Source organism: Amycolatopsis australiensis, from assembly GCF_900119165.1.
In the GTDB taxonomy this organism is placed as follows: domain Bacteria; phylum Actinomycetota; class Actinomycetes; order Mycobacteriales; family Pseudonocardiaceae; genus Amycolatopsis; species Amycolatopsis australiensis.
This window is the reverse complement of sequence record NZ_FPJG01000006.1, coordinates 6,774,188-6,798,315: the sequence shown is the minus strand read 5'-3', so window position 1 is coordinate 6,798,315 and position 24,128 is coordinate 6,774,188. Positions and strand designations below refer to the sequence as shown.

Annotated in this window: 20 protein-coding genes; 11 read left to right on the top strand and 9 right to left on the bottom strand. The window is 74.2% G+C overall.

Going from position 1 to position 24,128, the window contains the following annotated elements; genetic code table 11:
- Positions 1–35: 35 nt before the first annotated feature.
- The 7 genes from BT341_RS33090 (at position 36) to BT341_RS33060 (ending at position 8,507) form a co-directional block, all read left to right on the top strand.
- A complete protein-coding gene (locus tag BT341_RS33090) occupies positions 36–1,361 on the top strand; it encodes a purine-cytosine permease family protein (protein WP_072479984.1) in 1,326 nt (441 codons plus the stop codon).
- A 14-nt stretch (positions 1,362–1,375) separates the two neighbouring features.
- Positions 1,376–2,917 carry a hydantoinase/oxoprolinase N-terminal domain-containing protein gene (locus BT341_RS33085; protein ID WP_072479983.1) on the top strand — a complete coding sequence of 514 codons (1,542 nt, stop codon included), beginning with the start codon at positions 1,376–1,378 and terminating at the stop codon, positions 2,915–2,917.
- Positions 2,917–3,987 carry an S-methyl thiohydantoin desulfurase family protein gene (locus BT341_RS33080; protein ID WP_072479982.1) on the top strand — a complete coding sequence of 357 codons (1,071 nt, stop codon included), beginning with the start codon at positions 2,917–2,919 and terminating at the stop codon, positions 3,985–3,987. The genes BT341_RS33085 and BT341_RS33080 overlap by 1 nt, the downstream gene beginning before the upstream one ends.
- Positions 3,984–5,078, top strand: coding sequence for an S-methyl thiohydantoin desulfurase family protein (locus BT341_RS33075; RefSeq protein ID WP_072479981.1), 1,095 nt, complete (start codon positions 3,984–3,986; stop codon positions 5,076–5,078). The genes BT341_RS33080 and BT341_RS33075 overlap by 4 nt, the downstream gene beginning before the upstream one ends.
- Positions 5,075–5,788 (top strand): SDR family oxidoreductase, encoded by a 714-nt coding sequence (locus tag BT341_RS33070; RefSeq protein ID WP_072479980.1) that lies wholly within the window; start codon positions 5,075–5,077, stop codon positions 5,786–5,788. The genes BT341_RS33075 and BT341_RS33070 overlap by 4 nt, the downstream gene beginning before the upstream one ends.
- A gap of 21 nt (positions 5,789–5,809) precedes the next feature.
- Positions 5,810–6,880 carry an S-methyl thiohydantoin desulfurase family protein gene (locus BT341_RS33065; protein ID WP_072479979.1) on the top strand — a complete coding sequence of 357 codons (1,071 nt, stop codon included), beginning with the start codon at positions 5,810–5,812 and terminating at the stop codon, positions 6,878–6,880.
- 130 nt (positions 6,881–7,010) lie between these two features.
- Positions 7,011–8,507: a helix-turn-helix domain-containing protein gene (locus tag BT341_RS33060; protein ID WP_072479978.1), complete on the top strand. Its 1,497-nt coding sequence runs from the start codon at positions 7,011–7,013 to the stop codon at positions 8,505–8,507.
- Here the strand turns inward: BT341_RS33060 and BT341_RS33055 are convergent.
- Together BT341_RS33055 and BT341_RS33050 are read right to left on the bottom strand one after the other, a co-directional pair.
- On the bottom strand, positions 8,504–9,073 hold the full coding sequence (locus BT341_RS33055) for a DinB family protein (RefSeq protein WP_072479977.1): 570 nt from the start codon (positions 9,071–9,073) through the stop codon (positions 8,504–8,506). The genes BT341_RS33060 and BT341_RS33055 overlap by 4 nt on opposite strands.
- An 18-nt stretch (positions 9,074–9,091) precedes the next feature.
- Positions 9,092–12,358 (bottom strand): glucodextranase DOMON-like domain-containing protein, encoded by a 3,267-nt coding sequence (locus BT341_RS33050; protein WP_072479976.1) that lies wholly within the window; start codon positions 12,356–12,358, stop codon positions 9,092–9,094.
- 112 nt (positions 12,359–12,470) lie between these two features.
- Here BT341_RS33050 and BT341_RS33045 point away from each other — a divergent pair, with 112 nt between their 5' ends.
- A complete protein-coding gene (locus BT341_RS33045) occupies positions 12,471–12,881 on the top strand; it encodes an ATP-binding protein (RefSeq protein WP_072482316.1) in 411 nt (136 codons plus the stop codon).
- A 3-nt stretch (positions 12,882–12,884) separates the two neighbouring features.
- On the opposite strand, the gene BT341_RS33040 is transcribed toward BT341_RS33045, so the two are convergent.
- The 6 genes from BT341_RS33040 to BT341_RS33015 all read right to left on the bottom strand — a co-directional run bounded on the left by BT341_RS33040 (position 12,885) and on the right by BT341_RS33015 (position 20,680).
- The gene (locus BT341_RS33040) at positions 12,885–13,610 is read right to left on the bottom strand and encodes a GAF and ANTAR domain-containing protein (RefSeq protein ID WP_072482315.1); all 726 of its coding nucleotides are present in this window, start codon (positions 13,608–13,610) and stop codon (positions 12,885–12,887) included.
- A gap of 231 nt (positions 13,611–13,841) precedes the next feature.
- A complete protein-coding gene (locus BT341_RS33035) occupies positions 13,842–14,144 on the bottom strand; it encodes an STAS domain-containing protein (RefSeq protein ID WP_072479975.1) in 303 nt (100 codons plus the stop codon).
- Positions 14,141–18,211, bottom strand: a complete 4,071-nt coding sequence (locus BT341_RS33030; RefSeq protein ID WP_072479974.1) for a SpoIIE family protein phosphatase — start codon at positions 18,209–18,211, stop codon at positions 14,141–14,143. The genes BT341_RS33035 and BT341_RS33030 overlap by 4 nt, the downstream gene beginning before the upstream one ends.
- A 95-nt stretch (positions 18,212–18,306) precedes the next feature.
- Positions 18,307–18,732: an ATP-binding protein gene (locus BT341_RS33025; RefSeq protein ID WP_072479973.1), complete on the bottom strand. Its 426-nt coding sequence runs from the start codon at positions 18,730–18,732 to the stop codon at positions 18,307–18,309.
- Entirely contained in the window at positions 18,729–20,300 is a 1,572-nt protein-coding gene (locus BT341_RS33020; RefSeq protein ID WP_072479972.1) for a PP2C family protein-serine/threonine phosphatase, read from the bottom strand. The genes BT341_RS33025 and BT341_RS33020 overlap by 4 nt, the downstream gene beginning before the upstream one ends.
- A complete protein-coding gene (locus BT341_RS33015) occupies positions 20,297–20,680 on the bottom strand; it encodes an STAS domain-containing protein (protein WP_072479971.1) in 384 nt (127 codons plus the stop codon). Before BT341_RS33015 ends, BT341_RS33020 begins: the two co-directional genes overlap by 4 nt.
- 168 nt (positions 20,681–20,848) lie before the next feature.
- Between BT341_RS33015 and BT341_RS33010 the strand changes: the two genes are divergently transcribed.
- On the top strand, positions 20,849–21,232 hold the full coding sequence (locus tag BT341_RS33010; RefSeq protein WP_072479970.1) for an STAS domain-containing protein: 384 nt from the start codon (positions 20,849–20,851) through the stop codon (positions 21,230–21,232).
- A 19-nt stretch (positions 21,233–21,251) separates the two neighbouring features.
- On the opposite strand, the gene BT341_RS33005 is transcribed toward BT341_RS33010, so the two are convergent.
- Complete coding sequence (locus tag BT341_RS33005; protein ID WP_072479969.1) at positions 21,252–22,475, bottom strand: PP2C family protein-serine/threonine phosphatase; 1,224 nt, start codon at positions 22,473–22,475, stop codon at positions 21,252–21,254.
- A gap of 82 nt (positions 22,476–22,557) precedes the next feature.
- Between BT341_RS33005 and BT341_RS33000 the strand changes: the two genes are divergently transcribed.
- On the top strand, positions 22,558–23,277 hold the full coding sequence (locus tag BT341_RS33000) for a histidine phosphatase family protein (RefSeq protein ID WP_072479968.1): 720 nt from the start codon (positions 22,558–22,560) through the stop codon (positions 23,275–23,277).
- Complete coding sequence (locus BT341_RS32995; RefSeq protein WP_072479967.1) at positions 23,255–24,124, top strand: NAD(P)H-hydrate dehydratase; 870 nt, start codon at positions 23,255–23,257, stop codon at positions 24,122–24,124. The genes BT341_RS33000 and BT341_RS32995 overlap by 23 nt, the downstream gene beginning before the upstream one ends.
- Positions 24,125–24,128: the final 4 nt, after the last annotated feature.

The window sequence follows — 24,128 nt, the reverse complement described above, 5'->3', positions numbered from 1 at the left end:
GGGAACCGTTTCCCCTTCCGGAATAGGAGGTCGGCGTGGCCTCAACAGTCGGTGTCGATGACTACGCCCTCACCAGAGTGCCGGACCACGCCCGGTACTCGTGGTGGTCGGTCGCCGTCCAGCGGTTCGGCCAGGTGTCCGCCTTGTCCCAGTTCCTGCTCGGAGCCACCGTCGGCTTCGGGATGAGCTTCGGGAACGCCGTGCTGGCGTTCACGCTCGGCTCGGTCATCCTGGAGCTCATCACCATCCTCGTCGGCGTCATCGGCGTCCGCGAGGGCCTCTCGACGTCCATGATCGCCCGCTGGACCGGCTTCGGCCGCGGCGGCTCGGCGCTCATCGGGCTCGCCATCGGGATCAGCCTCATCGGCTGGTTCGGCATCCAGTCCGCCGTCTCCGCGCAGGGGCTCGTCTCGCTCATCGGCGGCCTGCCGGAGTGGGGCTGGGCGCTCGTGTTCGGCCTGCTCGTCACCGCGATCGTGGTCCGCGGCTTCCACTCCATGGCCTGGACGGCGTACCTGACCGTGCCGGCGTTCCTGGTCCTGGTCGGCTGGTCGGTGATCTCCGAGCTGACCCGCCACGACCTCGGCGCGCTCGTCTCCTCGGCCCCGCCCGGGCCGTCGCTGAGCCTGCTGCAGGGCACCACGCTCGTGGCAGGCGGGTTCATCGTCGGCGCGGTGATCACGCCGGACATGACCCGCTTCAACCGCACCACGGGCGACGTCGTCAAGCAGACGCTCGTCGGCATCACCCTCGGCGAGTACGTCATCGGCCTGTCCGGGGTGCTGCTCGCGCACGCCGTCGGCAGCGCCGGGATCACCACCATCGTGACGTCGTCGGTGGGCTGGGTCGGGCTGCTGATCGTCATCGCCGGCACGATCAAGATCAACGACTGGAACCTCTACTCGTCGGGGCTCGGTGTCGTGAACTTCATCGGCACGGTCTCCGGCCGCAAGGCCCACCGCGGGCTCGTCACGGCGGTGCTCGGTGTCGCGGGCAGCGTGCTCGCCGCGGCCGGGATCCTGGCGAAGTTCACCGACTTCCTCACCGTGCTGGGCGTCGCGTTCCCGCCGATCGCGGGGATCATGGTGGCCGAGTACTTCGTCGTGAAGAAGTGGCGCGGCGACCTGGAAGCCGCGCGGGCGCGCGGAACCGTGCCCGAGGACGCGCCCGTGTGGGTGCCCGCCACCATCGTCGTCTGGATCGCCGCGGCGGTCTTCGGCGAGTTCGTCGAGTGGGGCCTGCCGAGCATCAACTCGCTCGTCGTGGCCTTCGTCCTGTACGTCGTCGCCGGGAAGCTCGGCTGGGTGCGGGGGATCGGCAGCAGCCGGACCGCCGACGCCGAGCCCGCCCCCGCAGTCTGAAAAGGAGTCTCTTCGTGCGCATCGGCATCGACGTCGGCGGCACCAACACCGACGCCGTCCTGCTCGACGGCCGTCAGGTGCTCGCCTCGGTCAAGACCAGCACGACCGCGGACGTCACCTCGGGCATCGTCGCCGCGATCGACGGGCTGCAGCGGCAGCGCGCGTTCGACCCGGCGGCGGTGCGGGCGGTGATGATCGGCACCACGCACTTCATCAACGCCCTCGTCGAGGCCCACCGGCTCGCGCCGACCGCGGCCGTGCGGCTGAGCCTGCCGGCCGGGGCGTCGCTGCCGCCGATGGTCGACTGGCCGCAGCGGCTCGTCGACGCGGTGTCGGGGCGCAGCTACCTCGTCCACGGCGGACACGAGTTCGACGGACGGCACATCGCGGAGCTCGACGAAAGCGAGCTGCGCAAGGCGGCGGACGACATGGGGGAGGCCGGGGTGCGCAGCGTCGCGATCACCTCGGTCTTCTCCCCGGTCAACGCCGAGTTCGAGGCCCGCGCGGCCGAGATCATCGCGGCGCAGCTGCCGGACGTGGCGATCTCGCTGTCCCACGAGATCGGCCGGATCGGCTTGCTGGAGCGGGAAAACGCGACGGTGATCAACGCGGCGCTGCGGGAGCTGGCCGCGCACATCGTCGACGGCCTGTCCGCGTCGGTCACCGGCGCCGGCATCACCGCGCCGCTGTACCTGAGCCAGAACGACGGCACCTTGATGGACGTCGACTTCGCCCGCCGCTACCCGGTGGCCACCTTCGCGTCCGGGCCGACGAACTCGATGCGCGGCGCGGCCGTGCTGTCCGGTCTGGACACCTGCGCGGTGGTCGACGTCGGCGGCACGACCAGCGACGTCGGCGTGCTGCGGCAGGGCTTCCCCCGGGAGGCGACCACCGACGTCAGCGTCGCCGGGATCCGCACCAACTTCCGGATGCCGGACGTCCTCTCGATCGGTATCGGCGGCGGCAGCCGGGTTCGCGCGGGCGTCACCGTGGGCCCGGATTCGGTCGGGTACGAGCTGACGTCGAAGGCGCTGGTCTTCGGCGGTGACACGCTCACCGCCACCGACATCGCGGTCGCGGCGGGCCGTGCGGAGATCGGCGATCCATCACTGGTGTCGCATCTGGACCGCGGCCTGGTCGAGGCGGCGCTGGACCGGATCGCCGCGGACGTGTCCGATGTGGTCGAACGGATGCGGACCTCCGCCGAACCGCTGCCGGTGGTCGCCGTCGGCGGGGGTTCGGTGCTGCTGCCGGACGAGCTGGCCGGCTGCGGCGCCGTGCACCGGCCGGAGAACTACGCCGTGGCCAACGCGATCGGCGCGGCCATCGCGCAGATCGGCGGCGAGGTCGACCGCGTCTACGTGATCGAGCCCGGCCGCCGCGAGGCCGTCGTCGACGAGGCGAAGCAGGAGGCGGTCGACCGCGCGGTGGCGGCCGGCGCCTCGCCCGCGTCCGTCGGCATCGTCGACTTCGACGAGGTGCCCATCCCGTACCTGCCCGGCAACGCCACGCGCATCCGCGTCAAGGCGGTCGGCGACCTGCAGCTGGGGGCGTGATGCGCGAGATCACCGAAAACGACCTCGACGACATCGCCCGAGGCGCCGCCATTCTCGGCACCGGCGGCGGTGGCGACCCCTACATCGGCCGGCTGCTGGCGTCCTCGGCGGTGCGCTCGCACGGGGCCGTGCCGCTGGTGCCGCTGGCGGAGGTGCCGGACGACGCCGTCGTGCTGCCCGTCGCGATGATGGGCGCGCCGACGGTGATGGTCGAGAAGCTGCCGTCGGCCGAGCAGGTCGGGCTCGCCGCGCGCACGCTCGCCGGGTACCTCGGCAAGGAGCTGACGCACATCGCGTGCGCCGAGGCGGGCGGCGTCAACTCGCTGATCCCGGTCGTCGCGGCCGCGCAGCTCGGGCTGCCGCTGGTCGACGCCGACGGCATGGGCCGGGCGTTCCCCGAGCTGCAGATGGTGTTGCCGACGTTGTACGGCATCCGAGCCACACCCATGTCCATCGCGGACGAGAAGGGCAACCGTGGCGTGCTGGACACAGTGGACAACCACTGGGCCGAGCGGCTGGCCCGCTCGGCGACCATCGACATGGGCTGTTCGGCGATGATCAGCAACTATGCGATGTCGGGGTCCCAGGCCCGGGAGTCGCTGGTGCCGGGCACGCTGAGCCTGTGCGCCGAGCTGGGTGCCCTCGTGCGTTCGGCGCGTGCGGCGCACGAGGATCCCGTCGCCCGGGTCGTTTCCCGCCTGGGTGGCCGCCGGCTGTTCACCGGCAAGGTCGTCGACGTCGCCCGCCGGACGGTCACCGGCTTCGCCCGCGGCGAGGCGCGCCTGTCCGGAATGGACGGTGACACCGGCGCCGAGCTGGTGCTGCGGTTCCAGAACGAGCACCTGGTGGCCGAGCGCGACGGCGTCGTCGAAGCGTCCGTGCCGGACCTGATCTGCACGCTCGAGCGCGAGTCCGGGGATGCCGTGACGACCGAAGGGCTGCGGTACGGCCAGCGCGTCACGGTCATCGCCGCGCCCGCCGACCCGCGGTGGCACACGCCGGAAGGGATCGCGCTCGCCGGCCCGCGGTACTTCGGCTACGACATCGACCCGATCGGAGTGGCCGGGTGAGCTGGACCCTGACCGAAGCGGACCTGCCCGACCTCGCCCGCGGTGCCGCCGTCCTCGGCACCGGCGGGGGCGGTGACCCCTACGTCGGACGGCTGCTCGTGCGCGAGGCCATCCGGGAGCACGGGCCGGTCACGATCCTCGATCCGGCCGAAGTGGACGACTCGGCCCTGGTGATCCCCACGGCGCAGATGGGCGCGCCGACCGTCGTCCACGAAAAGCTGCCGAACGGCGCCGAGCCCGTGCTGGCGTTGCGGACGCTGGAGCGGCACCTCGGGACGCGGGCCGACGCGACCATGCCGATCGAGTGCGGCGGCATCAACTCGATGATCCCGCTGCTGGTCGGCGCCCGGCTCGGGCTGCCGGTGGTCGACGCCGACGGCATGGGCCGGGCCTTCCCGGAGCTGCAGATGGAGACGTTCGGCGTCTACGGCGTGCCCGGCTCGCCGATGGCCATCGGCGGCGAACGCGGCGAGACGACGGTGATCGACACCGGCGCCGACAACCGGCGGATGGAGTGGCTGGCTCGTGGCGTCACCATCCGGCTCGGCGGGGTCGCGCACATCGCCGAGTACGCGATGAGCGGCGCGGACGTCAAGCGGACCGCCGTGCCGCAAACGCTTTCCCTGGCGTTGACCGTGGGCCGGACGATCCGGGAAGCGCGTGAGCGCAACGAGGATCCGGTCGAGCGGCTGGCCTCGGCGTTGCGCTCGACGCCGTATGAGCACCTGCGGGTGCTGTTCCGCGGCAAGGTGTCCGATGTGGAGCGACGCACGGAGGCGGGCTTCGCGCGGGGCCGCGCGGCGGCGGTGTCGTTCGACGGCGCGCACAAGCTGGAGATCCTGTTCCAGAACGAGAACCTTCTGGCCACTGTGGACGGTTCCGTGCGGTGCGTGGTGCCCGACCTGATCTGCGTGCTGGAGTCCGCGACGGCCGAACCGATCACCACCGAGACACTGCGTTACGGGCAGCGCGTCACCGTCGTCGGGATCTCGACGCCGCCGTTGATGCGCACTCCCGCGGCGCTGGACACCTTCGGCCCGGCCGCGTTCGGGCTGCCGCACGGTTTCGTCCCCGTGGAGGAGATCGCGTGAGCGCGCTGGCGGGCCGGCGGGTCGTGATCATCGGCGGCGGCTCGGGCATCGGCCTCGAGGTGGCCCGGCGCGCGGCCGCGGCGGGCGCGTCGGTCCACCTCGGCGGCCGGACGCCGGAGAAACTGGCGTCGGCGGCCAAGGAGGTGGGCGGGACCTGGCAGGTCGTCGACAACACCGACCAGGACTCCCTGGCCGCGTTCTTCGGCGCCCTGGACCGCGTCGACCACCTGTTCACGCCGGGCGCCTCCTACACGGTCGGGCCGTTGCGGGAGCTGAGCGACGAGGAGGCCGCCAGCCCCTTCGAGACGAAGTTCTGGGGCCAGTACCACGCCGTCAAGCACGCCGTGCCCCGGCTGGCCCCGGACGCCTCGATCGTGCTGATGTCCGGCGCGGCGAGCGTCCGGCCCCCGGCGGCGGCACCCGCGTACGTCGCCTGCAACGCGGCGGTCGAGGGCCTCGGCCGCGGCCTCGCCGTCGAGCTGGCACCGGTCCGGGTGAACGTGGTCGCGCCGGGCACGATCGACGGCAACATGTGGGCCGCGCGGCCGGCGGCGGTGCGGGAGGCCAGCTTCGCGCAGTACCGCGCGGACACGCTGCTGCACCGGGTCGGGAAGGAGTCCGAAGTGGCCGATGCGGTGCTGTACCTGTTCGGCAGCACCTACACCACCGGGTCGACGCTCTACCCCGACGGTGGCTACGCCCTGCGCTGAGCTCGTCTACTGTGGTCAGTCATGCGCATCACCGCCGGTGACGTGGCCGCCCTCGAACGCGGGGTGGCCCTGCTCGGGTCCGGGGGCGGCGGCGACACCGTCACCGCCGCGGTGCTGCTGCGCCGGCTGCTCACCGGCGGCCGCTCGCTGGTCGTCTCGCCGGTGGCGGACCTGGCGCCGTCGGCCCGGGTGGTGCCGATCGGCGTGGTCGGCGCGACGGCGGCGTTCACGGAGAAGCTGCCGGGCGGCGACGAGTTCGCGTCCGCGGTGGCGGCGATCGAGCGGTGGACGGGCGAGCGGGCGGACGCGCTGATGTCCATCGAGATCGGCGGGCTCAACGGGCTGCTGCCGCTGGTCGTGGCCGAGCAGCTCGGGCTGGGCTACGTCGACGCGGACCTTTCGGGCCGCGGGCTGCCGCGGCTCGACCAGTTCTCGGTGGCCGCGACCGGCCGCGGCGTGGCACCGGCGGCGCTCGCGGAGCCCGGCGGCCAGGTGGTGGTGCTGGCGGCGGGCTCGGACGTGGTGATCGAGCGCGGAACGCGGGCGTTCCTGGGCAGTTCGGGCGGCTGGGCGGCGTTCGCGCTGGCGCCGATCCCGGCGGGCGAGCTGGCGGGGTGCTCGGTGCCGGGGACGACCAGCGGCGCGCTGGCGCTGGGCCGCCGGGTGCTCGCGGTGGGGGAGAGCCCGCCGCGCGAGGCGCTGGAAGCGGCGCTGGACGGCTCGGTACTGGCCCGCGGCCGGGTGCTGGAGGTGGCGCGGCACGTCGGGCCGGGACGGCACGGCAGCCCGGGGTTCGGCCGCGGCAGCGTGACGCTGGCCGACCACCGCGACGGCGCCCTGCTGCGGCTGGAGATGGAGAACGAGTACCTGCTGGCCCTGCGCGACGGCGCCCCGGTGGCCTCGACCCCGGACGTGCTGTCGGTGCTGGACCACCGGACGGGAGTACCGGTGCCGTGCGACGCGATCCGCGCAGGAGTGGAGGTCGACGCTGTCCGCCTGAGGGCCGCCCCGTTCTGGACGGACCCCCGGCGGCTGCCGGTGCTGCAGCCCCGGGCCTACGGCATCGACGCCGACCCGGTGGGGCTGGGATGAGCACGCCACGCGCGCACCGGGCGGATCGGCGGCGCCGCCGGGAGGGGCGCGGTGGGCTGCCGGCGCGAGCCGGGTTGGGGAGCCTGGGTGGGATGGCGTCCGGGGGCGGCCTCGACCCGGTGGGGCTGGGATGACTCTCCGCCGCGTGCTCGCGCTGCCGGGCTGGGCCGAGCACGTCCGGGTGCTCGCCGGCTCGGCCGGGCTCGACCGTCCACTCGCGACCGTCCAAGCCACCCTCGACACCTCGCACGTACCGTCGGCGGGAGAGCTGACCGTCGTCGCGCGGGCCGTCGCCGGGACCGACTGGCAGATCGATGCCCTGCTCCGCCGGTGCGCCGATCGCGGGGGCACCGGGGTCCTCCTGCCCGGCACCGAACCGCTCACCGCCTCGCGCCTGCTCGCCGACCGCCTTGCCGTGCCGCTGCTCACCACCGGTGCGCCGCCGCTCGACCTGCTCGTCGAAGCGCGCTTGCTGCTCGCCGCGCCCGAGCTGGATCGGGCGGGGCTGCTGCTCGCCACCCACCGCGCGCTCGGGGATCGGCTGCGGCCGCCCGAGGAGGTCGTGGCCGTGCTGCGGCGGCTGCTGCGTTCGCCCGTCGCCGTGCTCGACGACCGTGGCGTTCCGCTCGCCGGCGAAGTCGCCGGGCGCGTCCGGCTCGACGAAGCCGTGCCGCAGCGGACCGACTCCGGCGACGGCGTCCTGCTCGCCCACCCCGTGCTGCTGCAGCGGCCGGCGATGTGGCTGGCCGTCGAGCTGCGGGACGTCGATGCCGCCCGTGCCGACGTCGTGCCGCCCGCGCTCGCCGTGGCCGCCGGCGTCCTGCAGCGGTGGCTGCTCGCCAACCGCCTCGAACTGGAACGCGACGCCCGCTCCCGCACGGCGTTGCTCGGCGACCTCCTGCGCCTGGACACCGAGCCGGGCGCCGACCTGCGCCGCCGCGTCGCCGACGCCGGCTGGCGGCTCGGTGGCTGGCACGTCGGGCTGCACATCGGCGTCCCGGCGGCCGTCGACACGGTCGCGCGCACCCAGGAGGTCGTCCGCGCGCTGCGAGCCGGGGACGTCGACGCCGTCGTGGTCGAGCACGGCGACGGCTGGACCGGCTGGGTGACCTTCGACCACGAGCCCACGGCCGCGCGCGTGCGGTCACTGGCCACCCGGCTGCAGGCCGTGCACCGGACGCTGCGCCTGGGCGCGCACATGGGCGTCGGGCGCCCGCACGCGCGTCCGGAAGGGCTCGCCGCGACCGTCGCGGAGGCCGTCGACGCGGCCCGGCTGGCCGCCACCCGCCCGGAGACCGGCCACTTCCTGCACGTCGACCAGCTCGGCATGGCCCAGCTGCTGCTCGAATGGACCCGTACGGACACGTTCGAGCCGGCGGCCCGGGCCCTCATCGCCCCGCTGCTCGACGCCCCGGGTGACCTGATCCGGACCCTCGCGGCCTACCTCGACGCGGAGTCGTCGCTCGCCGAGACCGCGACGGTCCTCGGCGTGCACCGCAACACCGTCGCGGCCCGGGTCGCGCGGATTTCCCAGCTGCTGGGCGTCGACCTCTCGCGTCCGGACGAGCGGCTGGCCCTGCACCTCGCGGCCCGGGCCGTGATCCTCTCGGCGGACCGACCGCGCTAGCCCGAAATGGACACAGCGGCCCGCGCCGCCCGCTCGACCTCGGCGTACCGCGCCGCCCGGACGGCTTCGTCGCGGGACGCGGAACTGGTCACCCCGTCGAGCTGCTCGCGCAGGATGTCGGCGTGCCCGGCGTGCCGGCTCGTCTCGGTGAGCACGTGCACCAGGACGTTGAACAGCAGGACGTCCGGCCGTGGCCACCACGGCACGTGGCCGGGCGCGTCGACGGGGAGCGCGGCGATCGTCGCGTCGGCGTGGTCCGCCGCGCGGCGGTACCGGCCGGTGATGTCCGCCCGCGTCTCGTGCTCGGTCGCCCACATGTCGGTGCCGCGCGCCGGGAGGTCGTCCCAGCGCGGCAGCGGATCGGGGAACGGACGGCCGAAGACCTCGCCGAAGTACCGGGACTCCGCCAGGGCCAGGTGCTTGACCAGGCCGAGCAGGTTCGTCCCGGTCACGGTCAGCGGACGGCGGACGTCGTACTCGCTCAAGCCGTCGAGCTTCCCCAGCACCTCCTCGCGCGCCTCACGCAGATCGCCGTGCAGGTACTGCTTCGCGAAGTCGTCGATCACCCGGCCCAGCCTGCCAGATCAGCCCACCGGCACGCCGCGCACCGCGACCGGCCCGCGGGTCGGGTCCAGCTCCACCGCCTGGGCTACGCCGGACGGCGTCAGCACGTCGAACGCCTTCGGTGCCGTCGCCGGGTCCGCGGCGCAGACCGGCGCCGCGCCGCCGGGCGCGCACAGGCCGAACGTGTACGGCCCGGCCGTCGGGGTGAACGGCCGCGCCTGGTCGGGGGAGTTGCCGTCCTGCCCGGTCAGCACCACCGCGAACGTCCAGCCGGCTCCCGGTGTCCCGAACGCCGACTTCGCGACGCTCACCGTGATGTACCGCGTCGCCTGCGAAGCCTGGACAGACGGCGTCGCCAGCGAAGCGCCCGAAGCGTCGACGAGCGCCGGGTCGGCGAAGCCCTGGACCTCGATCCGGCGGCTCCACGCGTCCTGCGCGGCGATCGTGTACGCCCGGCTCGGGAACGGTGCCGCGGTCGACGTCGCCGTCGCGGCCGGGTCATGGGCGTAGATCGTCAGCAGCTGCGCGCCCAGCGGCGAGCCGAACGTCGGCGTCAGGTCGCGGATCCGCGCGCGGAACACCAGCTGCGTCCCCGAGTCGACGACCTGGAACCGCTGCAGGTCGAACGCGCCGGCGTGGAAGTCCCCGGCGGTCGGGTAGGTGAAGGTGCCCGGGCCGTTGTCGTCGCCGTCCGGGTCGGTCGTGTCGAGCAGCACCGTCCCGGTGACGAAGTCCGAGCTGACGGTCTTCTGCGCGTACCCGGTCCCCGCGCCGGTCGCCGTCGCCGTGACGACGTTCGCGCCCAGCGGTGTCGGCACCGTCGCGCTGAACGTGCCCGCCGCCGAGGCCCGGACCGACAGCACCGAAGTCGTCCCGGCGTCGGTCGCCGAAACGGCGAGGTCGACCTGGCTGCCGGCCGGTGCGGTGCCGGTGACCGCCGCGGTCGCCGTGGACACCGACGCGGGCGCGTCGAGCGTCACGGCCAGCGCCGCCGGCGGGGCGTGGGTGACGTACCGGGCGCGGACGTCGGCGGGCTGCTCGGGCAGCCGTCCGTCGTCCAGGGCCCGGGCCAGCCGCACCGACTGCGACTGCGCCCAGCTCAGCGGCGCGACCGAACCCGCGGGCTGTCCCGGGGCGAAGCCGATCGACGCCGTGCGCGGGTCCGAACCGTACGGCGACGCCGGCAGCGCCGGGTCTTCCCACGCCTGCTCGGGAATCAGCCCGGTGCCGCCGGTCTGCGCGCGCATGGCGCGCAGCAACGCCGCCGCGCCGTCCCGGTCGCCGGCCTGCACGGCCTGCTCGCCGCGCTCGCCCGCGAGCACCGGCCACAGGTGCCCGGAACCGGTGTTCGTCGACGGCCACGGCGCGCCGGTCGGGGCGCAGTTCGTCGGGTCCGGCTCGTAGCAGTCGCCGTAGCCGTCTTCGCTGCCCGGCGCGGATGTCCCGTACCGGTACCAGCCCGGCCCGGCGGGCGTGTCGCGCTTGATCACGCGGTCGACGACGCCGAGCGACGCGGTGACGTCGGGATCGTCCGCCGGCAGCACGCCGAGGCGGGTCAGCTCGAGGAACCCGGCGTCGACGACCGCGCGCTGGTCGGCGTCGACCGAGCCGTTGCCGAGGTTGTAGATCCACTCCGAGTCCGGGTTGCCGTTCTTGGTCAGCCGCAGGAAGTACCGGCCGCCGTACGGGCCGGTGGACGTCACCGTCCACCCCTTGACGCCGCGCTGGAAGTGGTCGGCCGTGGCGCGGTAGACGCGGGCGCGCGCCGGGTCGCCGTTGCGGTCGGCGATCACGCCCGCCGCCACCAGCCCGGCGATCTCGGCGGCGATCGTCGAGGGGGAGTAGCCGCCCTGTTCCTCCCAGCGTTCCGAGCCGAACGCCGGGCCGTGCGCGACGACGAAGTCGGCCGCCGCCCGGATGTGGTCGGTGTAGAGCGTGCGGTCGTGGTCCAGCCCGGCCTGCAGAGCCATCAGGATCGGGTACGCGCTCTCGTCCAGCTGGTCACCGCCGGAGTCGGGTGCCTTCTTGCCGTTGAGCAGCGAGTTGCGCGGGAACCGGCCGTCCGGCTGCTGCTGGCGGCCGAACAGCCAGCGCACGCTCGCCCGCGCCGTCTCGCGGTCGCCGGCGGCGAGCAGGCCCGAGAAGCTTTCGTAGAGGTCGCGGGCGAAGATCTCGCGGTAGGACCCGAAGTAGACGGGCTTGCCACCGGGCGCGTCGCCGGCGGAGACCGCCTGACCCCACGGGCTGCCGAGCGACGCCACGACCGCGCCCGGGAACGTCTTGTCCTCACTGGCCTTCAGCACGTTGACCGACTGGTAGTACGCGTCGGCGTCCTTGCCGCGCACCGGAATCAGCCCGTTGTCGTAGTCGCGCCAGCCGCGCGCGTACTCGCGGTAGCTCTCGTCGAACGGCGTGCGCAGGCTCGCGCCCGCCGTCTCGACGGCCGTGCGGGCGTCCGGGCCGAACCCGAGCGCCAGCACCGCCGGGCGGCGCGGTTCGACGTCCAGCTGCGCGGTCTGCACGACGTTGCCGTTCACCGCCGAAGCCGTGTGATCGGTGAGCCGGTGGTCGCGGTCGAGCTGGGCCAGCCCGTCGCCGTCCGTGCCCGCGAACCCGCTGGAGGTGCCCAGGAACCGGCGATCGGCGCGCAACGCGGCGGCCAGCGGCGTGCCGTAGTCACGGGCGGGCGCGCTCGACACGGTGTTCGCGTCGGCGCTGACCAGCGCGCTCGTCGCCGGGTCGACGGTCGCGGTGTCGCCGCCGCCGTTCGCCGGGCCGCCACCGCCGTTGCCGTTGATGCTCGCGTCGAACCGCACGTAGACCTTGAGGTCACGACCGGACCCGCGCAGCGGGTCCAGTCGCGTCCGGATGAGCACGCCGGTGCGGGCCGGGTCGGTCAGGTACTCGGTGACCAGGCGGTACCGGCCGCTGCGCGGCGTCGAGGTCACCTCGCAGGCCATCCCGCCCGCGCTGGTGCGGACCGTGTAGGTCATGTCGCGCGCCTGCAGGTCGGTGAAGGTGCGCCCGTCGGTGACGGCGAACTGGAACGTCTCGACGTTCGTGTTGTCGATCGCCGGCGCGTACACGTCGGACAGCACTCCGCCCGCGACGGTGAACCACGCCTTGCTGGTGGTGTTCCGCGCGGTGCCGAGGCAGTCCTTGCGGGCCAGGCCGAAGTGCGAGACCACGCCCGGTCCCGGGGTGGTGGCGGCCGCGGCCGCGGGGACGGGCAGGAGGGCGGCGGCCAGCACCGCGCACAGCACCACGGACGACGTCGACCGAGTCATCCGCACATCCGATCACGGTGGCCCGCGCGGCACCAGGGGCCGAACGGCGTCACCGGCGATTGAGAAACCGGACCGGTGGGTAGCAAACCTGCAGTCCCCCGGGGAGGTGAACGTGGAAGAGCACGGTTCGGACGGCTGGCGCTACCGCGGCACGATTTCGCCACGGACGCTGCCGAGCCTGCGGCGGCACCTCGTGTCGTGGCTGCGCAGGCGCGCGGGTGACGAGGTCGGGCGACAGGCCGACGACGTCGTCCTGGCCTGCTGGGAAGCCATGGCCAACGTGCTGGACCACGCCTACCACGGCCGTCCCGGGCTGATCGACGTCCGGGCGCGCATCGACGACGACGTGCTGATCGTCACCGTGGCCGACCAGGGGCGCTGGGCGACGCTCGCCGAACGCGCCGACGGCGGCCGTGGCCTGCGCCTGATCCAGGCCCTGGTCGACGGGCTCGACCTGCGCTCCACCGACGACGGCACGGTGATCACGCTGACCTGGCCGTTCCGGGTGCGCCACAACGCCTGAGCGTCAGTCCGCCGCGGACAGCTCCCGGACGAACCGGGTCGCGACGTCCCGGACCTTCACGTTGGAGTGCTGCGACTCGGTGATCAGGCGTTTCATGGCGTCGCCGGCGGTGATCCGGTGCACGGCCATCAGGATGCCCTTGGCCTGCTCGATCACCGCCCGCGAGCTCATCGCCGTCTCCAGCTCGGCGGCGCGCTTGCGGGCCTGCTGGTAGCGCCGCGTGGCGCGCAGCCCGAACGAGACGATCGTGGTGTACAGCTCGAGCATGCGGGAGTCGGTCTCGGCGAACCCGTGGTCGCCGTAGCCGAAGAGGTTGAGTGCGCCGCCGAGGCTCTCGTCCACGCGCAGCGGCGCGGCGAGATAGCTCCCGACGCCGACGCGGCGGGCGTGCGCGGTGAACTCGGGCCAGACACTCCCGGCGGTCGCGAGCGGCACCCGGACGATTTCGCCCGTCTCGGCCGCGCGCAGGCACGGCCCTTGCCCCGCGGCGTACTGCACGCGATCGATCTCGACGGCGCGTTCGTCGGTGGAGGCGGCGGTCTCCGGCGCGCCGTCGCGGATCGCGGTGATGCTGGCCATGTCGGCCCCGGGCACGGCCCGGACGGCTTCGGCGCAGACGGCGTCGAGGATCTCGCGCTCGGCAGGCTCGTTTTCCAGCGCGCTCGTGAGGTCCGCCATCGCGGCGGTCAGCTCGTCGAGGTCCGCAGGCGAGATCGGCTCACCGGCCACGGTCGTCACCTCTTTCCCGGTTCCGGCGGCGACCTTACCCGCCCGCGCCGGGAAGGCGGTGGCTCCGGCCCGCCGCTCACTGCTGAACGTCGTGGGTTGGCCGCCGGAACCACCTGACGACAGCCGGCAGCACAACCCACCCGGCGACCGTCGCTGCCGTCCCGCTTACCCGGTGTGGTCGCGGTCAACCGCCCGGGTGCTTTTCCGGGCGAGAACAACGCCCGGCCGGCTTCAGCAGATCGTCACCTTCACGGCCTCGGTGAGGCCCGAGATGCGCAGGACGCGTTCGAGCAGGCGCGGTGCCCGCAGCCGCAGGTCGTGGTCCGCGGCCCGGTCGAACAGCGCCGACACGCCCGCGCTGTCCAGGTACGTCACGCCCGTCAGGTCCACCGTCACCGCCGCTCCCGAGGCCAGCTCGCGGTCCAGCGCCGCACCGAACTCGGCGGCGTTGCTCATGTCGATCTCGCCCGTCGCGGTCAGGGTCCGGTCTCCGTCGCCGCCCGTGGTGGCGACCAGCGCGAGTGCCGTCGTCACGAAGCGATTCTCCATTCCAGCGTCACCGTGGTGCCGTCCGTGCCGTGCCGGAGCGTGACCGCGTCGGCCAGTGCCTCCATCATCGGCATCCCGCGCCCGCGCAGCACCTGGTTGTCCGGCGGCGGCTGCTTCCAGCGGCCCCGGTCGGTGACGGTCACCACCAGGTGCGCGCCGGTCAGGCCGGCCGCCAGGTGCGCCTCACCGGAGCCGCCGGGGTAGGCGTGCTCGATGGCGTTGGCGCACGCCTCACCCACCGCGACCAGCACGTCCTGCGCGAGATCCTCCTCGATGGCCGCGTTGGCCAGCCACGCGCGCAGCCAGTGGCGCGTCGACGCGAGGGCGTCCGGGTGCGCCCGGAAGTCCAGGTCCAGCGGCGGCACGGACCGGCGGTAGAGCAGCAGCGCCACGTCGTCCTCGTACCCGTCCGCCGGGCGGAGCCGGCCCATCAGCGTCGCCGCCAGGTCGGCGAGGTCCGCGTCGCGCGCGCCGTGGGCCACCGCGGTGGCACGGCCGATGCCGTCGTCCAGCGCTTCGCGGCGACGTTCCACCAGGCCGTCGGTGTAGAGCATGAGCAGCGATCCGACGGGGACGACCGCCGTGGCCTCCGGGCGCTCGGTGGCGACCCGGACCGCGAGCGGCACGCTGCCGCCCGCGTCGAGGAACTCCGCCGTGCCGTCGCGGTGCACCAGGGTGGCGGGCGGGTGCCCGGCGCTGCTGTAGGTGAGCGCGCCGGTGGCCGGGTCGAGAACGCCGCAGAAGACGGTGGTGCACAACGCGCCCGGCAGCCGGTCGGCGAAGCGGTCGAGCGTGGTCAGGGTGTGCGCCGGGCTGTTGGCCTCGAGCAGCAGCGCGCGGCAGGCGCTGCGCAGCTGGCCCATCACCGCGGCCGCCGCGAGGCCCCGGCCGACGCAGTCGCCGACGACGATGCCGATCCGGTCGCCGGACAGCGGGACGACGTCGTACCAGTCGCCGCCGACCTCCAGCGGCGGGTTCGCCGGTTCGTAGCGCACCGCGAAGCCGTCGGGCAGCCGGGCCGGGCCGAGGATCGAGCGTTGCAGCGCGATGGCGACTTCGCGCTGGCGGTCGTCGCGGTGGGCGCGGCGCAGGGCGTGCGCCAGCGTCCCGGCCAGCAGCGCCAGCAGTGTCCGGTCTTCGGTACCGAGCGGGCGCTCCGGGCCCGGTTCCACCCAGAGCGTCAAGCGGCCGCCGGGGTGGTCCAGGGTCGCGCCCGCCCCGCCCTCGGCGGGCGTCGCGTGCATCGCCGGGAGCGAGCGGACCTGCTCGAGCGTCGTGCGCAGCGGCGCGGCGAGGTCCGCCCACCGCCGGTCGCCGGGGTCGGTCGAGGTGAGCTCCGGCTCGCCGTCGCGCGGCCAGGTCACCGCGAGCACGCGCTCGGCCTGCCACAGCTCACGCAGCAGGTCCAGGGCGGTGCGCAGCACTCCGGGCACCCCGCTGGCCCCGGCGAGGCGCTGGTTCATCGCGGCGAGCGCGTTCTCCCGCTGCACCGCGTAGCGCTCGGCGGTGACGTCGCGGATCGTGCCGACGAGCCGGCGGCGGCCCTCGTCGTCGTGCAGCTCGTTGTAGGAGATCGCGGCCCACACCCGGTGCCCGTCACGGTGCCGCAACGGCAGCACGAAGCTGCCCGCTGGCTCGGTCCGCACCCGCCCGAAGGCGTCGGCGACCTGCCGGTACGCGCCGGGGTCGGCGTCGCGGTCCGGCCACCACGGATGCGGGGGCGCGTAGGGCAGCCCGTCGGGCCCGAAGCCCAGCAGCTCGCCGCACGCGGAGTTGATCTCCACGACCTGCCCGTCGGCGTCGCAGACGAAGAAGCCCTCCTGCAGCGAGTCGATCATCGCCGCGCGCCACCGGGAGTGCTGCGTCCGCAACCGGGCCAGCTGGACGGTCGTGCGGACGCGGGCGAGCAGCTCCCGCGCCGAGAACGGCTTCACGAGGTAGTCGTCGGCACCGGCGGCCAGCCCGTCGACCGCGGCCTCCTGCCCGGCCCTGGCGGACAGCAGCAGCACGGGCACGGCGGCCGTGCGCGGGTCGCGCCGCAGCTCGGCGAGCAGGCTCAGCCCGTCCATCCGCGGCATCATCACGTCGCTGATGACCAGGTCGGGTGGCTCGGCGCAGGCGACGGCGAACGCCTCGACGCCGTCGCGCACCGCGGTCACCGCGTAGTCGTCGCGCAGCAGCCGGGCGAGGTAGTCGCGCATGTCGGCGTTGTCGTCGGCGACGAGCACGCGAGCGCCGGTGACCCGGGCCGGCGCGGGACGTTCGCCGTCGTCGGGCAGCCAGCGCAGCGCCTCCTGGACGTACGGCTCCGCGGTGCCGGGCTCGGAGGCGCCCGCCGACGACGCGCCGGCGACGTGCTCGGCGGGCAGGTGCCGGGTGCCCAGCGGCAGCCGGATCCGGAACGTCGTGCCCACCCCGGGCGCACTCTCCACGGCGACTTCGCCGCCGTGCATCGTGACGAGCTCGCGCACCAGCGCCAGGCCGATCCCGCTGCCCTCGTTCGACCTCGCCCGCGCCGACGGGATCCGGTGGAAGCGCTCGAACAGCCGCGGCAGCTCCGCGGCGTCGATCCCGATCCCGGTGTCGGCCACGGTGACGACGGCGTGCGCGCCGTCGAGCGCGGTGCTCACCCGGATCTCGCCCTCGAAGGTGTACTTGACGGCGTTGGACAGCAGGTTGAGGACGACCTTCTCCCACATCCCGCGGTCGAGGTACACCGGCTCGGTCAGCGGCGGGCAGTCGACGGCGAACCGCAGGCCGGCCCGCTCGACGGCGGCGCGGAACACGCTCGCCAGCTCGGCGGTGAACGCGGCGAAGTCCACCGGCTCGAACCGGGCCTGCATCCGGCCGGCCTCGATCCGGGAGAAGTCGAGCAGGTTGTTCACCAGCCGGCCCAGCCGCAGCGCGTTGCGGTGGATGACGGCGATCTCCTCGCGGACGCGCTCGTCCGCGTCGCCGAGCGTCTTGTCCAGCTCGGCGACGGGCCCGAGGATCAGCGTCAGCGGCGTCCGGAACTCGTGGCTGATGTTGGCGAAGAAGGTCGTCTTCGCCGCGTCGAGCGCGGCGAGCTCCTCGGCGCGCTGCTGCTGGGCCTGGTAGGCGAGCGCGCCGTTGACCAGGGCCGCCGTCTGCTGGGCGACCAGGCCCAGGAACGTCCGGTAGGACTCGTCGAGCGCGCGCCCGGCGCTGGCCGCGAGCACGATCACGCCGGTGGGCGCGGTGCCGGTGTCGCCGGCGAGCGGCAGCACCATCGCCTCGGCGGGCGGAGTGGACCAGCCGCCCGACGGCAGTTCCCCGAACTTCGCCGACAGGCCGGACACGGTCCGCGGGACACCGTCGGCGAGCACCTCCTCGATCGGCCAGCCGTCCGCGTGCCCGGCGCCGCCGGGGGTGGCGGCGGCGAGGACGAGGTCGCCGCCGCCGTCCCGGACGTGGATCCCGGCGTAGGGCACGTCCGCGCCGGCCCGGCCCAGCACGCCGGCGACCAGCTCACAGGCCTCTTCGACGCTGCGGGCGATGCCGGCCTGGGCACCCAGCTCGCGCAGGGTGGCCAGCCGGCGTTCGCCGATCACGCGTTCGGTGGTGTCGGTGACCGCGGTGAACACCGCCCGCACGGCCCCTTCGTCGTCGTGGACCGGGCTGTAGGAGTAGGTCCAGTAGGTCTCTTCCCAGTAGCCGTGCCGGTTCATCGGCAGCAGCAGGTCCTCCGACCAGGTCGCCTCGCCGGTGGCCATCACGCTGTCCAGCATCGGGCCGATGATGTGCCAGATCTCGCTCCAGACCGCCGCGCCCGGCTTGTCCAGCGCCGGGTGCTTGGTGCCCAGCAGCGGCAGATAGGCGTCGTTGTAGAGGAAGCGCAGCTCCGGGCCCCACCAGACGATCATCGGGAACCGCGAGGTGAGGCAGATCCGCACGGCCGCGGTCAGGCTCGACGGCCAGTCCGCGGGCTCGCCGAGCGGGGACGACGCCCAGTCGAACGCCCGCATCCGGGCGGCCATCTGGCTGGTGCCCGGGAACACGGCACGGTGGCCGGATGCCTCACCGACGCTCATCACACTCCCGGTTCACGCGACCCGGGCGAGCCTACTGGACCGCGACGGCCCCTGCCGCGCACCCGCACCTCGCACGGCCGGGTGACAGCGGGCCCTCAGCGCGCGCCGTCGGCCAGCCACGTCATCGTGACGGTCGTGCCGTCCTCGCGGTGCACCTTCGCGCTGTGGTCGGCGAGGGTGTCGATGAGCAGCAGGCCGCGCCCCCGCAGCCCGTTCGTCTCGGTCGGCGGGTGCCAGGCGCCGTAGTCGGTGACCGTCACGGTCAGCCTGCCGTTCGTGGCCTCGGCCCGGACGTCGACCGGGCCCGCTTCGGTGTCCCGGTAGGCGTGCTCGGCCGAGTTGGCCATCGCCTCGTAGCCGGCGAGGACGATGTCCTCCCGGCGTTCTTCGCTCAGGCCGAGCGTGCGCAGCCACTTCCCCAGTGCCTCGCGCAGCTCGGGCAGCCGGTCCGCCACCGCGACCACGCGGCGGTGGAACGTCGCCGGGGGCGCGGGCGCGCCCGGGGGGAGGGGGTCCGTCATGCTCCGTCCTCTCCGCGGTGGCGCACGTGGATCAGGGCGATGTCGTCGTCGTGCCTGCCGTGGGTCAGCTCGTCGATCAGCTTGTCCCACGCCGGGCCCGGATCCGCCGCGGCCAGCACCGCCGGGATGCCCGCCAGCAGCCATTCCACACCCAGCGTGAGGTCCCGCGTGCGGCTTTCGACCAGCCCGTCGGTGTAGAGGACCAGGTCGGCGCCGCGCGGGAACGCCGTGGTGCGCTGCGGGAACTCGGCGCCGACACCCAGCGGCTGCGCCAGCGCCTCGCCGATCTGCTCCGGCCCGGCGTCCGGGCGGATCAGGATCGCGGGCAGGTGGCCGGCGTTGGCGTAGGTCAGCGTGCCCTCGTCCGGCCGGTGCACCGCGTAGAAGCAGGTGACGAAGCTCTCGCCGAACAGCCCGCCGGTCAGCGCCGAGACGTCGCGCAGCACCTCCGAGGGCGGCAGCCCGAGCAGCGCGTAGCACCGGATCGCCGTGCGGACCTGGCCCATCACGGTCGCCGCCGTGACGCCGTGGCCGACGACGTCGCCGATGACGAACGCGGTCGCGCCGGAGGGCAGCGCGATGACGTCGAACCAGTCCCCACCCACCTTGCTGCCGGTCGCCGCGGGCAGGTACCGGGTGACGACGTCGAGGCCGGGTGTCGGCGGCGCGACCGGCAGCATGCTGCGCGACAGCTCCGAGGCGAGGGTGCGCTCGCGTTCGTAGAGGCGCGCGTTGTCCAGCGCGATGGCCGAGTAGCCGGCGATGCTCTCGGCGAGGTACTCGTGCCGCGCGGTGAACCGGTCCGGCCGCGAATGGCCGAAGAAGAACCCGCCCAGCACCTCCTCGGTGGTCGGGCTGATCACCGGCACGGCCAGGTAGCTGCACACGGGCAGGTGCCCTTCCGGCATCCCGTGGTGCGGCGCGTTCTTGCCGAACCGCGGGTCGCGCGTGATGTCGGGGCTGCGGACGGTGCCGTCGCCGTCGAAGGTCGGCGCGAACACCGCGGTGTTGCGCGGCATCGGGAACCCGGCGAACGCCTCGCGCGGCACGCCGGACAGCGTGTACAGCGTGTAGGACTCGCCGAACTCGTCGATGAGGTTGTAGAAGAACGCGCCGAACTCCGCGCCGGTCGCCTTCGTGGCCGCGTCGGTCGCGTCCTGCACGATCCGGTCGATGTCGAGCTGCGCGGTCAGCTGCCGTCCGGTCGAGTGCAGCGCGTCGAGCACCGCGGCTTCGCTGCGCAGCCCGCGCACGGTGTCCGCGAGATGCGCGGTGGCCGCCTCGATGCCGGCGGCGATGGCGGCCGGCGTCCCGCCTGCCGTCCCGGTGGCGTAGACCAGCGCGTGCCGCCCGCCGCCCGCCACGGCGAGCGCGCCCGTGACCTCCTGCCCCGGCACCAGCTCGGCCAGCAGCGCGGGGTCGGTCACCGCGGCCGCGAACCGGTCGCCGAGCACTGCGCGGGCTTCGGCCGGACCGAGGGGCCGCACCCCGGTGGCCGCGGCGCCGGCGCCGCTGCCGAAGGCCCGGCGCACCGCGTCGAGCAGCTCGTCGAACTCCGGGGCGGTCATCCCGCGGCCAGCGCCTCGGCCAGCGACGGGTAGATGGCCAGCTCGTCGGTCAGCCGGGTCAGCTCCAGGGGACGCAGGGTGATCCGGCCGCTGGCCACCACCCGCACGGGCGAGGAGACGGTCAGCCCGCGGTGCGCGCGGACGAGCTCGGCCATGCCCGCCGAGGCCAGGAACGTGACGCCGGTCAGGTCGATGACGAGCGTCGCGGGCTCCAGCCGGGACGCGCGCTCGGCCAGCTGCCGCAGCTTCGGTGCCAGCGCGAGGTCGAGTGCTCCGGCGACCCGCAGCACAGCGGTGTCGTCCTGGTGCTCCAGGACGACACTGCCCGCGGGGCCGGCCGCGTCACCGAGTGTGTCCCCGGTCGCGTCCGTTTCGGCCATGGCGCTCATCTTGCCTGCTCGCAGGCTTCCGGCAAAGCGGAGCGGCCACTGACGCGGCGAGCCGGGAGCAGGGCAGGCATGATTGAACCCGGTTGAGCAGACAGCCTTCGTGACCCCGCGCGCCCTCGGACCTCCCGGGGCGCTGCCGAAGGCGAGGAGAAGAACACGATGACGGAGCACATCCACACTGAGGGCTCGGCCACCGCTGTGCCATTCGGCGAATTCCGCGTCGCCCGAACGGAGCAGGACGGCGCGGTCGTCGTCGAGGTCTCCGGGGACGTGGACACGACCACCGCGCCGGCGCTCGTCCAGGCCGCCGAAGAGGCGCTGGCCGCCGAGCCGCCGCTGCTGGTGGTGGACCTGACCCGGGTGGAGTTCCTGGCCTCGCCCGGCCTCACGGCGCTGCTGACGATCCACCGCGACGCCGGAGCCGCCACCACCGTCCGGATCGTCGCGTCCGGCCGGGCGACCCTGCGCCCGATCCAGCTGACCGGGCTCGAGGACAGCCTGTCGCTGTTCCCGACGCGCGAGGCGGCGCTGGCCGGATCCTGACCGGCGTCGTCCCGGCCCGTCACGCACCGGCCGGGACGACCTGCCGCTGGATGGCCAGCAGGGCCACGTCGTCCTGGGCCGCCCGGTTGCCGATCATCGCCGACATCACCTGCGCGCAGACCCAGTCCGGTTCCCCGGCGCGCAGCGCCGCCGCCAGCTGCCGCATCCCCGTGTCCACCGGCCGGTCCCGGCGTTCGACCAGGCCGTCGGTGTAGAACGCGAGCACGCTGCCCGGCGGCAGGTCCACCACCGTCGTCCGGCGCCGCGGCTGCCCGATGGTCAGGCCGATCGGAGGATCCGGCGGCACGGCCACCAGCCGGCCGGGCTCCCCGGCCGTCGCCTGCACCGGCGGCAGGTGCCCGGCGAGCGAAAGCGCCATCGTCTCGCGGGCCGGCTCGATGATCCCGTACGCGACCGTCGCCATCGCGCCGTGCTCGAAGTGGTTGGCCTTGCGGTCGAGCTTGGCGAGCACCTCGGCCGGGCTTTCGCAGTCGAGGGCGTAGGCGCGCAGGGCACTGCGCAGCCGTCCCATGATCACCGCCGCGTCCAGGCCGTGGCCGGAGACGTCGCCCATCACGACGCCGAGCCGGTCGCCCGGCAGGAGAAACAGGTCGTACCAGTCGCCGCCGAGGCCGGTTTCCGCGCCGGGCACGTACCGCGCGCCGAACGCGAGGCCGGGCACGTCGGGCAGCTTGCTCGGCAGCAGGCTGCGCTGCAGCGCCATGGTGGCGGAGCGGTTCTCCTCCAGTGCTTCGACCTGGATCGTCATGGCGAGGCGGTCGGCCAGCAGCTGCATGGTGACGACTTCGTCGTCGGTGAATTCCCGCGGCGGAACGGACCCGACGTGCAGCACCCCGACGAGCTCGGTACCGGCGAGCATCGGCACGCCGAGCATGGAGTGCAGGCCGCGTTCCCACAGCAGCGAGTTCACGACCGTGGAGTCGTCGACGTGGTCGATGATGACCGGCGCCCGCTCGAGCGCGACCCGGCCGGCGAAGCCGCTGCCGACCGGCACCCGCACGCCCTGGTGGACCTCTTCTTCGATGCCGGCCGCCGCGAACGCCACGAGCTGGCCGCCGCTGGCCTGGTACCGCAGCACGGTCGCGGTGTCGACCTCCAGGACGTCGCGCAGGCGTTGCAAAGTCTCGGCGAGCAGCTCGGCCAGGCCCAGGTGGGCGGCCGGTTCGCCGATGATCGTCTCCAGCTGCTGCAGCCGGTCATGGGCGTCGAGACTTCGCGACATGGAACGACCCTAGCCGGAACCCTTTTGCGCGCCTAACCATCCCGGGTTTCGACGGCGGGTCCCCGGGGGTAACCAGCCGGGCGTGAGCGTCGACTTGGAGTGGGTGGCCGTGCTGCGCCACGGGCAGAGCACCGGGAACGTGGCCAGGGAAGAGGCGGAGTCGGCGGGTGCGGACGTGATCGACATCGCCGAGCGCGACGCCGACGTGCCGCTGACCGACCTGGGGCGGGAGCAGGCGAAGGCCGCCGCGGCGTTCCTCGCCGAGCGGCCGCCGGACCTCGTGGTCACCTCGACCTACCGCCGGGCCTGGGACACCGCGCGGCTGGCCGTGCCCGACGGCGTGCCGATCGTCCCGGACGAACGGCTGCGCGACCGCGAGCTCGGCGTGCTGGACCTGCTCACCTCGCACGGCGTCCGCGAACGCTGGCCGGACGAGCTGCGGCGCAAGCGGCGGCTCGGGAAGTTCTACTACCGGCCGCCGGGCGGCGAGTCCTGGGCCGATGTGGTGCTGCGGCTGCGGTCCCTGCTCGACGAGCTGAGCGCGCAGCGGCCCGGCGCGCGCGTCCTGCTGTCGGCGCACGAGATGACGGTGTTCGCGCTGCGCTACCTCCTCGAAGGGCTGCCGGAGCCCGACCTGCTGCGCGTGGCCGGCGTCACGGAGGTCCCGAACGGCTCGGTGACGGCGTGGGACCGCGACCCCGACGGCGGGTTCACCATGGTGCTGGCCCAGGAGGTCGGCCACCTGCACGCCACTTCGACCCCGCCGACGGCGGACGACGATGCCGCGCAACAGCTCTCCTGACCCGGAGCCGATCAGCCCGGCCCTGTTGCGGGACCGGCGGATCGGCTCCGAGGACCGTGGCACGGTGCTCGTCGTCGGCGGCGCGCGGACGGTGCCGGGCGCGCCGGCGCTGTCCGGGACAGCCGCCCTGCGCGCCGGGGCGGGCACGCTGCAGCTGGCGGTCAGCGAACGGCACGCGTCGACCCTCGGCGTCTCCGTCCCGGAGTCGTCGGTGTTCGGCCTGCCGGAAACCGGCTCGGGCGCGATCGGCGGCGACGCCGTGGACCGGCTGGCCGACGTGCTGCCGGGCGCCGGAACCGTCGTCGTCGGTCCCGGCCTCACCGGTGCCGCCGAAACCGAGGACCTGTTGCGGCGCCTGGTCCCCGCCGTCGCCCCCGACGCCCACGTGGTGCTGGACGCCTTCGCGCTCGGCGCGCTGAGCCGGGCCCCGGAGCTGGCCGAGCCGCTGGCCGGACGGCTCGTGCTGACACCGAACCGCGTGGAAGCGGCCTTCCTCGACGGCTGCGAGGAAAAGGACGTGGACGACCTGGAGACGGCGGTGCGGATCGCCGGGCGGTACCGGGGTGTGGTGCTGCTCATGGGCGTGGTCGCCGAACCCGGCGGCCGCACCTGGCGCGACGGCAGCGGGCACGTCGGGCTGGCGACGTCCGGCAGCGGCGACGTCCTGGCCGGGCTGACCGGCGGCTTCCTGGCCCGCGGCGCGGCGGCCGACCAGGCCGCGTGCTGGGCGACGCACGTCCACGCCGTGGCGGGCCAGCGCCTGCTCCCGCGCACCGGCAGCACCGGCTTGCTGGCGCGGGAGCTGGTGGCCGAGATCCCGCGGGTCATCGCCGAGCTGGAGCGCTGAAGCC

What these genes read in the sequence shown, in the direction of transcription:
- BT341_RS33080 (WP_072479982.1), top strand. Translation starts at nt 2,917, where the DNA reads ATGCGCGAGATCACCGAAAACGACCTCGACGACATCGCCCGAGGCGCC.
- BT341_RS33020 (WP_072479972.1), bottom strand. Translation starts at nt 20,300, where the DNA reads ATGACCGCCCCGGAGTTCGACGAGCTGCTCGACGCGGTGCGCCGGGCC.
- BT341_RS33025 (WP_072479973.1), bottom strand. Translation starts at nt 18,732, where the DNA reads ATGACGGACCCCCTCCCCCCGGGCGCGCCCGCGCCCCCGGCGACGTTC.
- BT341_RS33005 (WP_072479969.1), bottom strand. Translation starts at nt 22,475, where the DNA reads ATGTCGCGAAGTCTCGACGCCCATGACCGGCTGCAGCAGCTGGAGACG.
- BT341_RS33065 (WP_072479979.1), top strand. Translation starts at nt 5,810, where the DNA reads ATGCGCATCACCGCCGGTGACGTGGCCGCCCTCGAACGCGGGGTGGCC.
- BT341_RS33010 (WP_072479970.1), top strand. Translation starts at nt 20,849, where the DNA reads ATGACGGAGCACATCCACACTGAGGGCTCGGCCACCGCTGTGCCATTC.
- BT341_RS33060 (WP_072479978.1), top strand. Translation starts at nt 7,011, where the DNA reads ATGACTCTCCGCCGCGTGCTCGCGCTGCCGGGCTGGGCCGAGCACGTC.
- BT341_RS33030 (WP_072479974.1), bottom strand. Translation starts at nt 18,211, where the DNA reads ATGAGCGTCGGTGAGGCATCCGGCCACCGTGCCGTGTTCCCGGGCACC.
- BT341_RS33015 (WP_072479971.1), bottom strand. Translation starts at nt 20,680, where the DNA reads ATGGCCGAAACGGACGCGACCGGGGACACACTCGGTGACGCGGCCGGC.
- BT341_RS33050 (WP_072479976.1), bottom strand. Translation starts at nt 12,358, where the DNA reads ATGACTCGGTCGACGTCGTCCGTGGTGCTGTGCGCGGTGCTGGCCGCC.
- BT341_RS32995 (WP_072479967.1), top strand. Translation starts at nt 23,255, where the DNA reads ATGCCGCGCAACAGCTCTCCTGACCCGGAGCCGATCAGCCCGGCCCTG.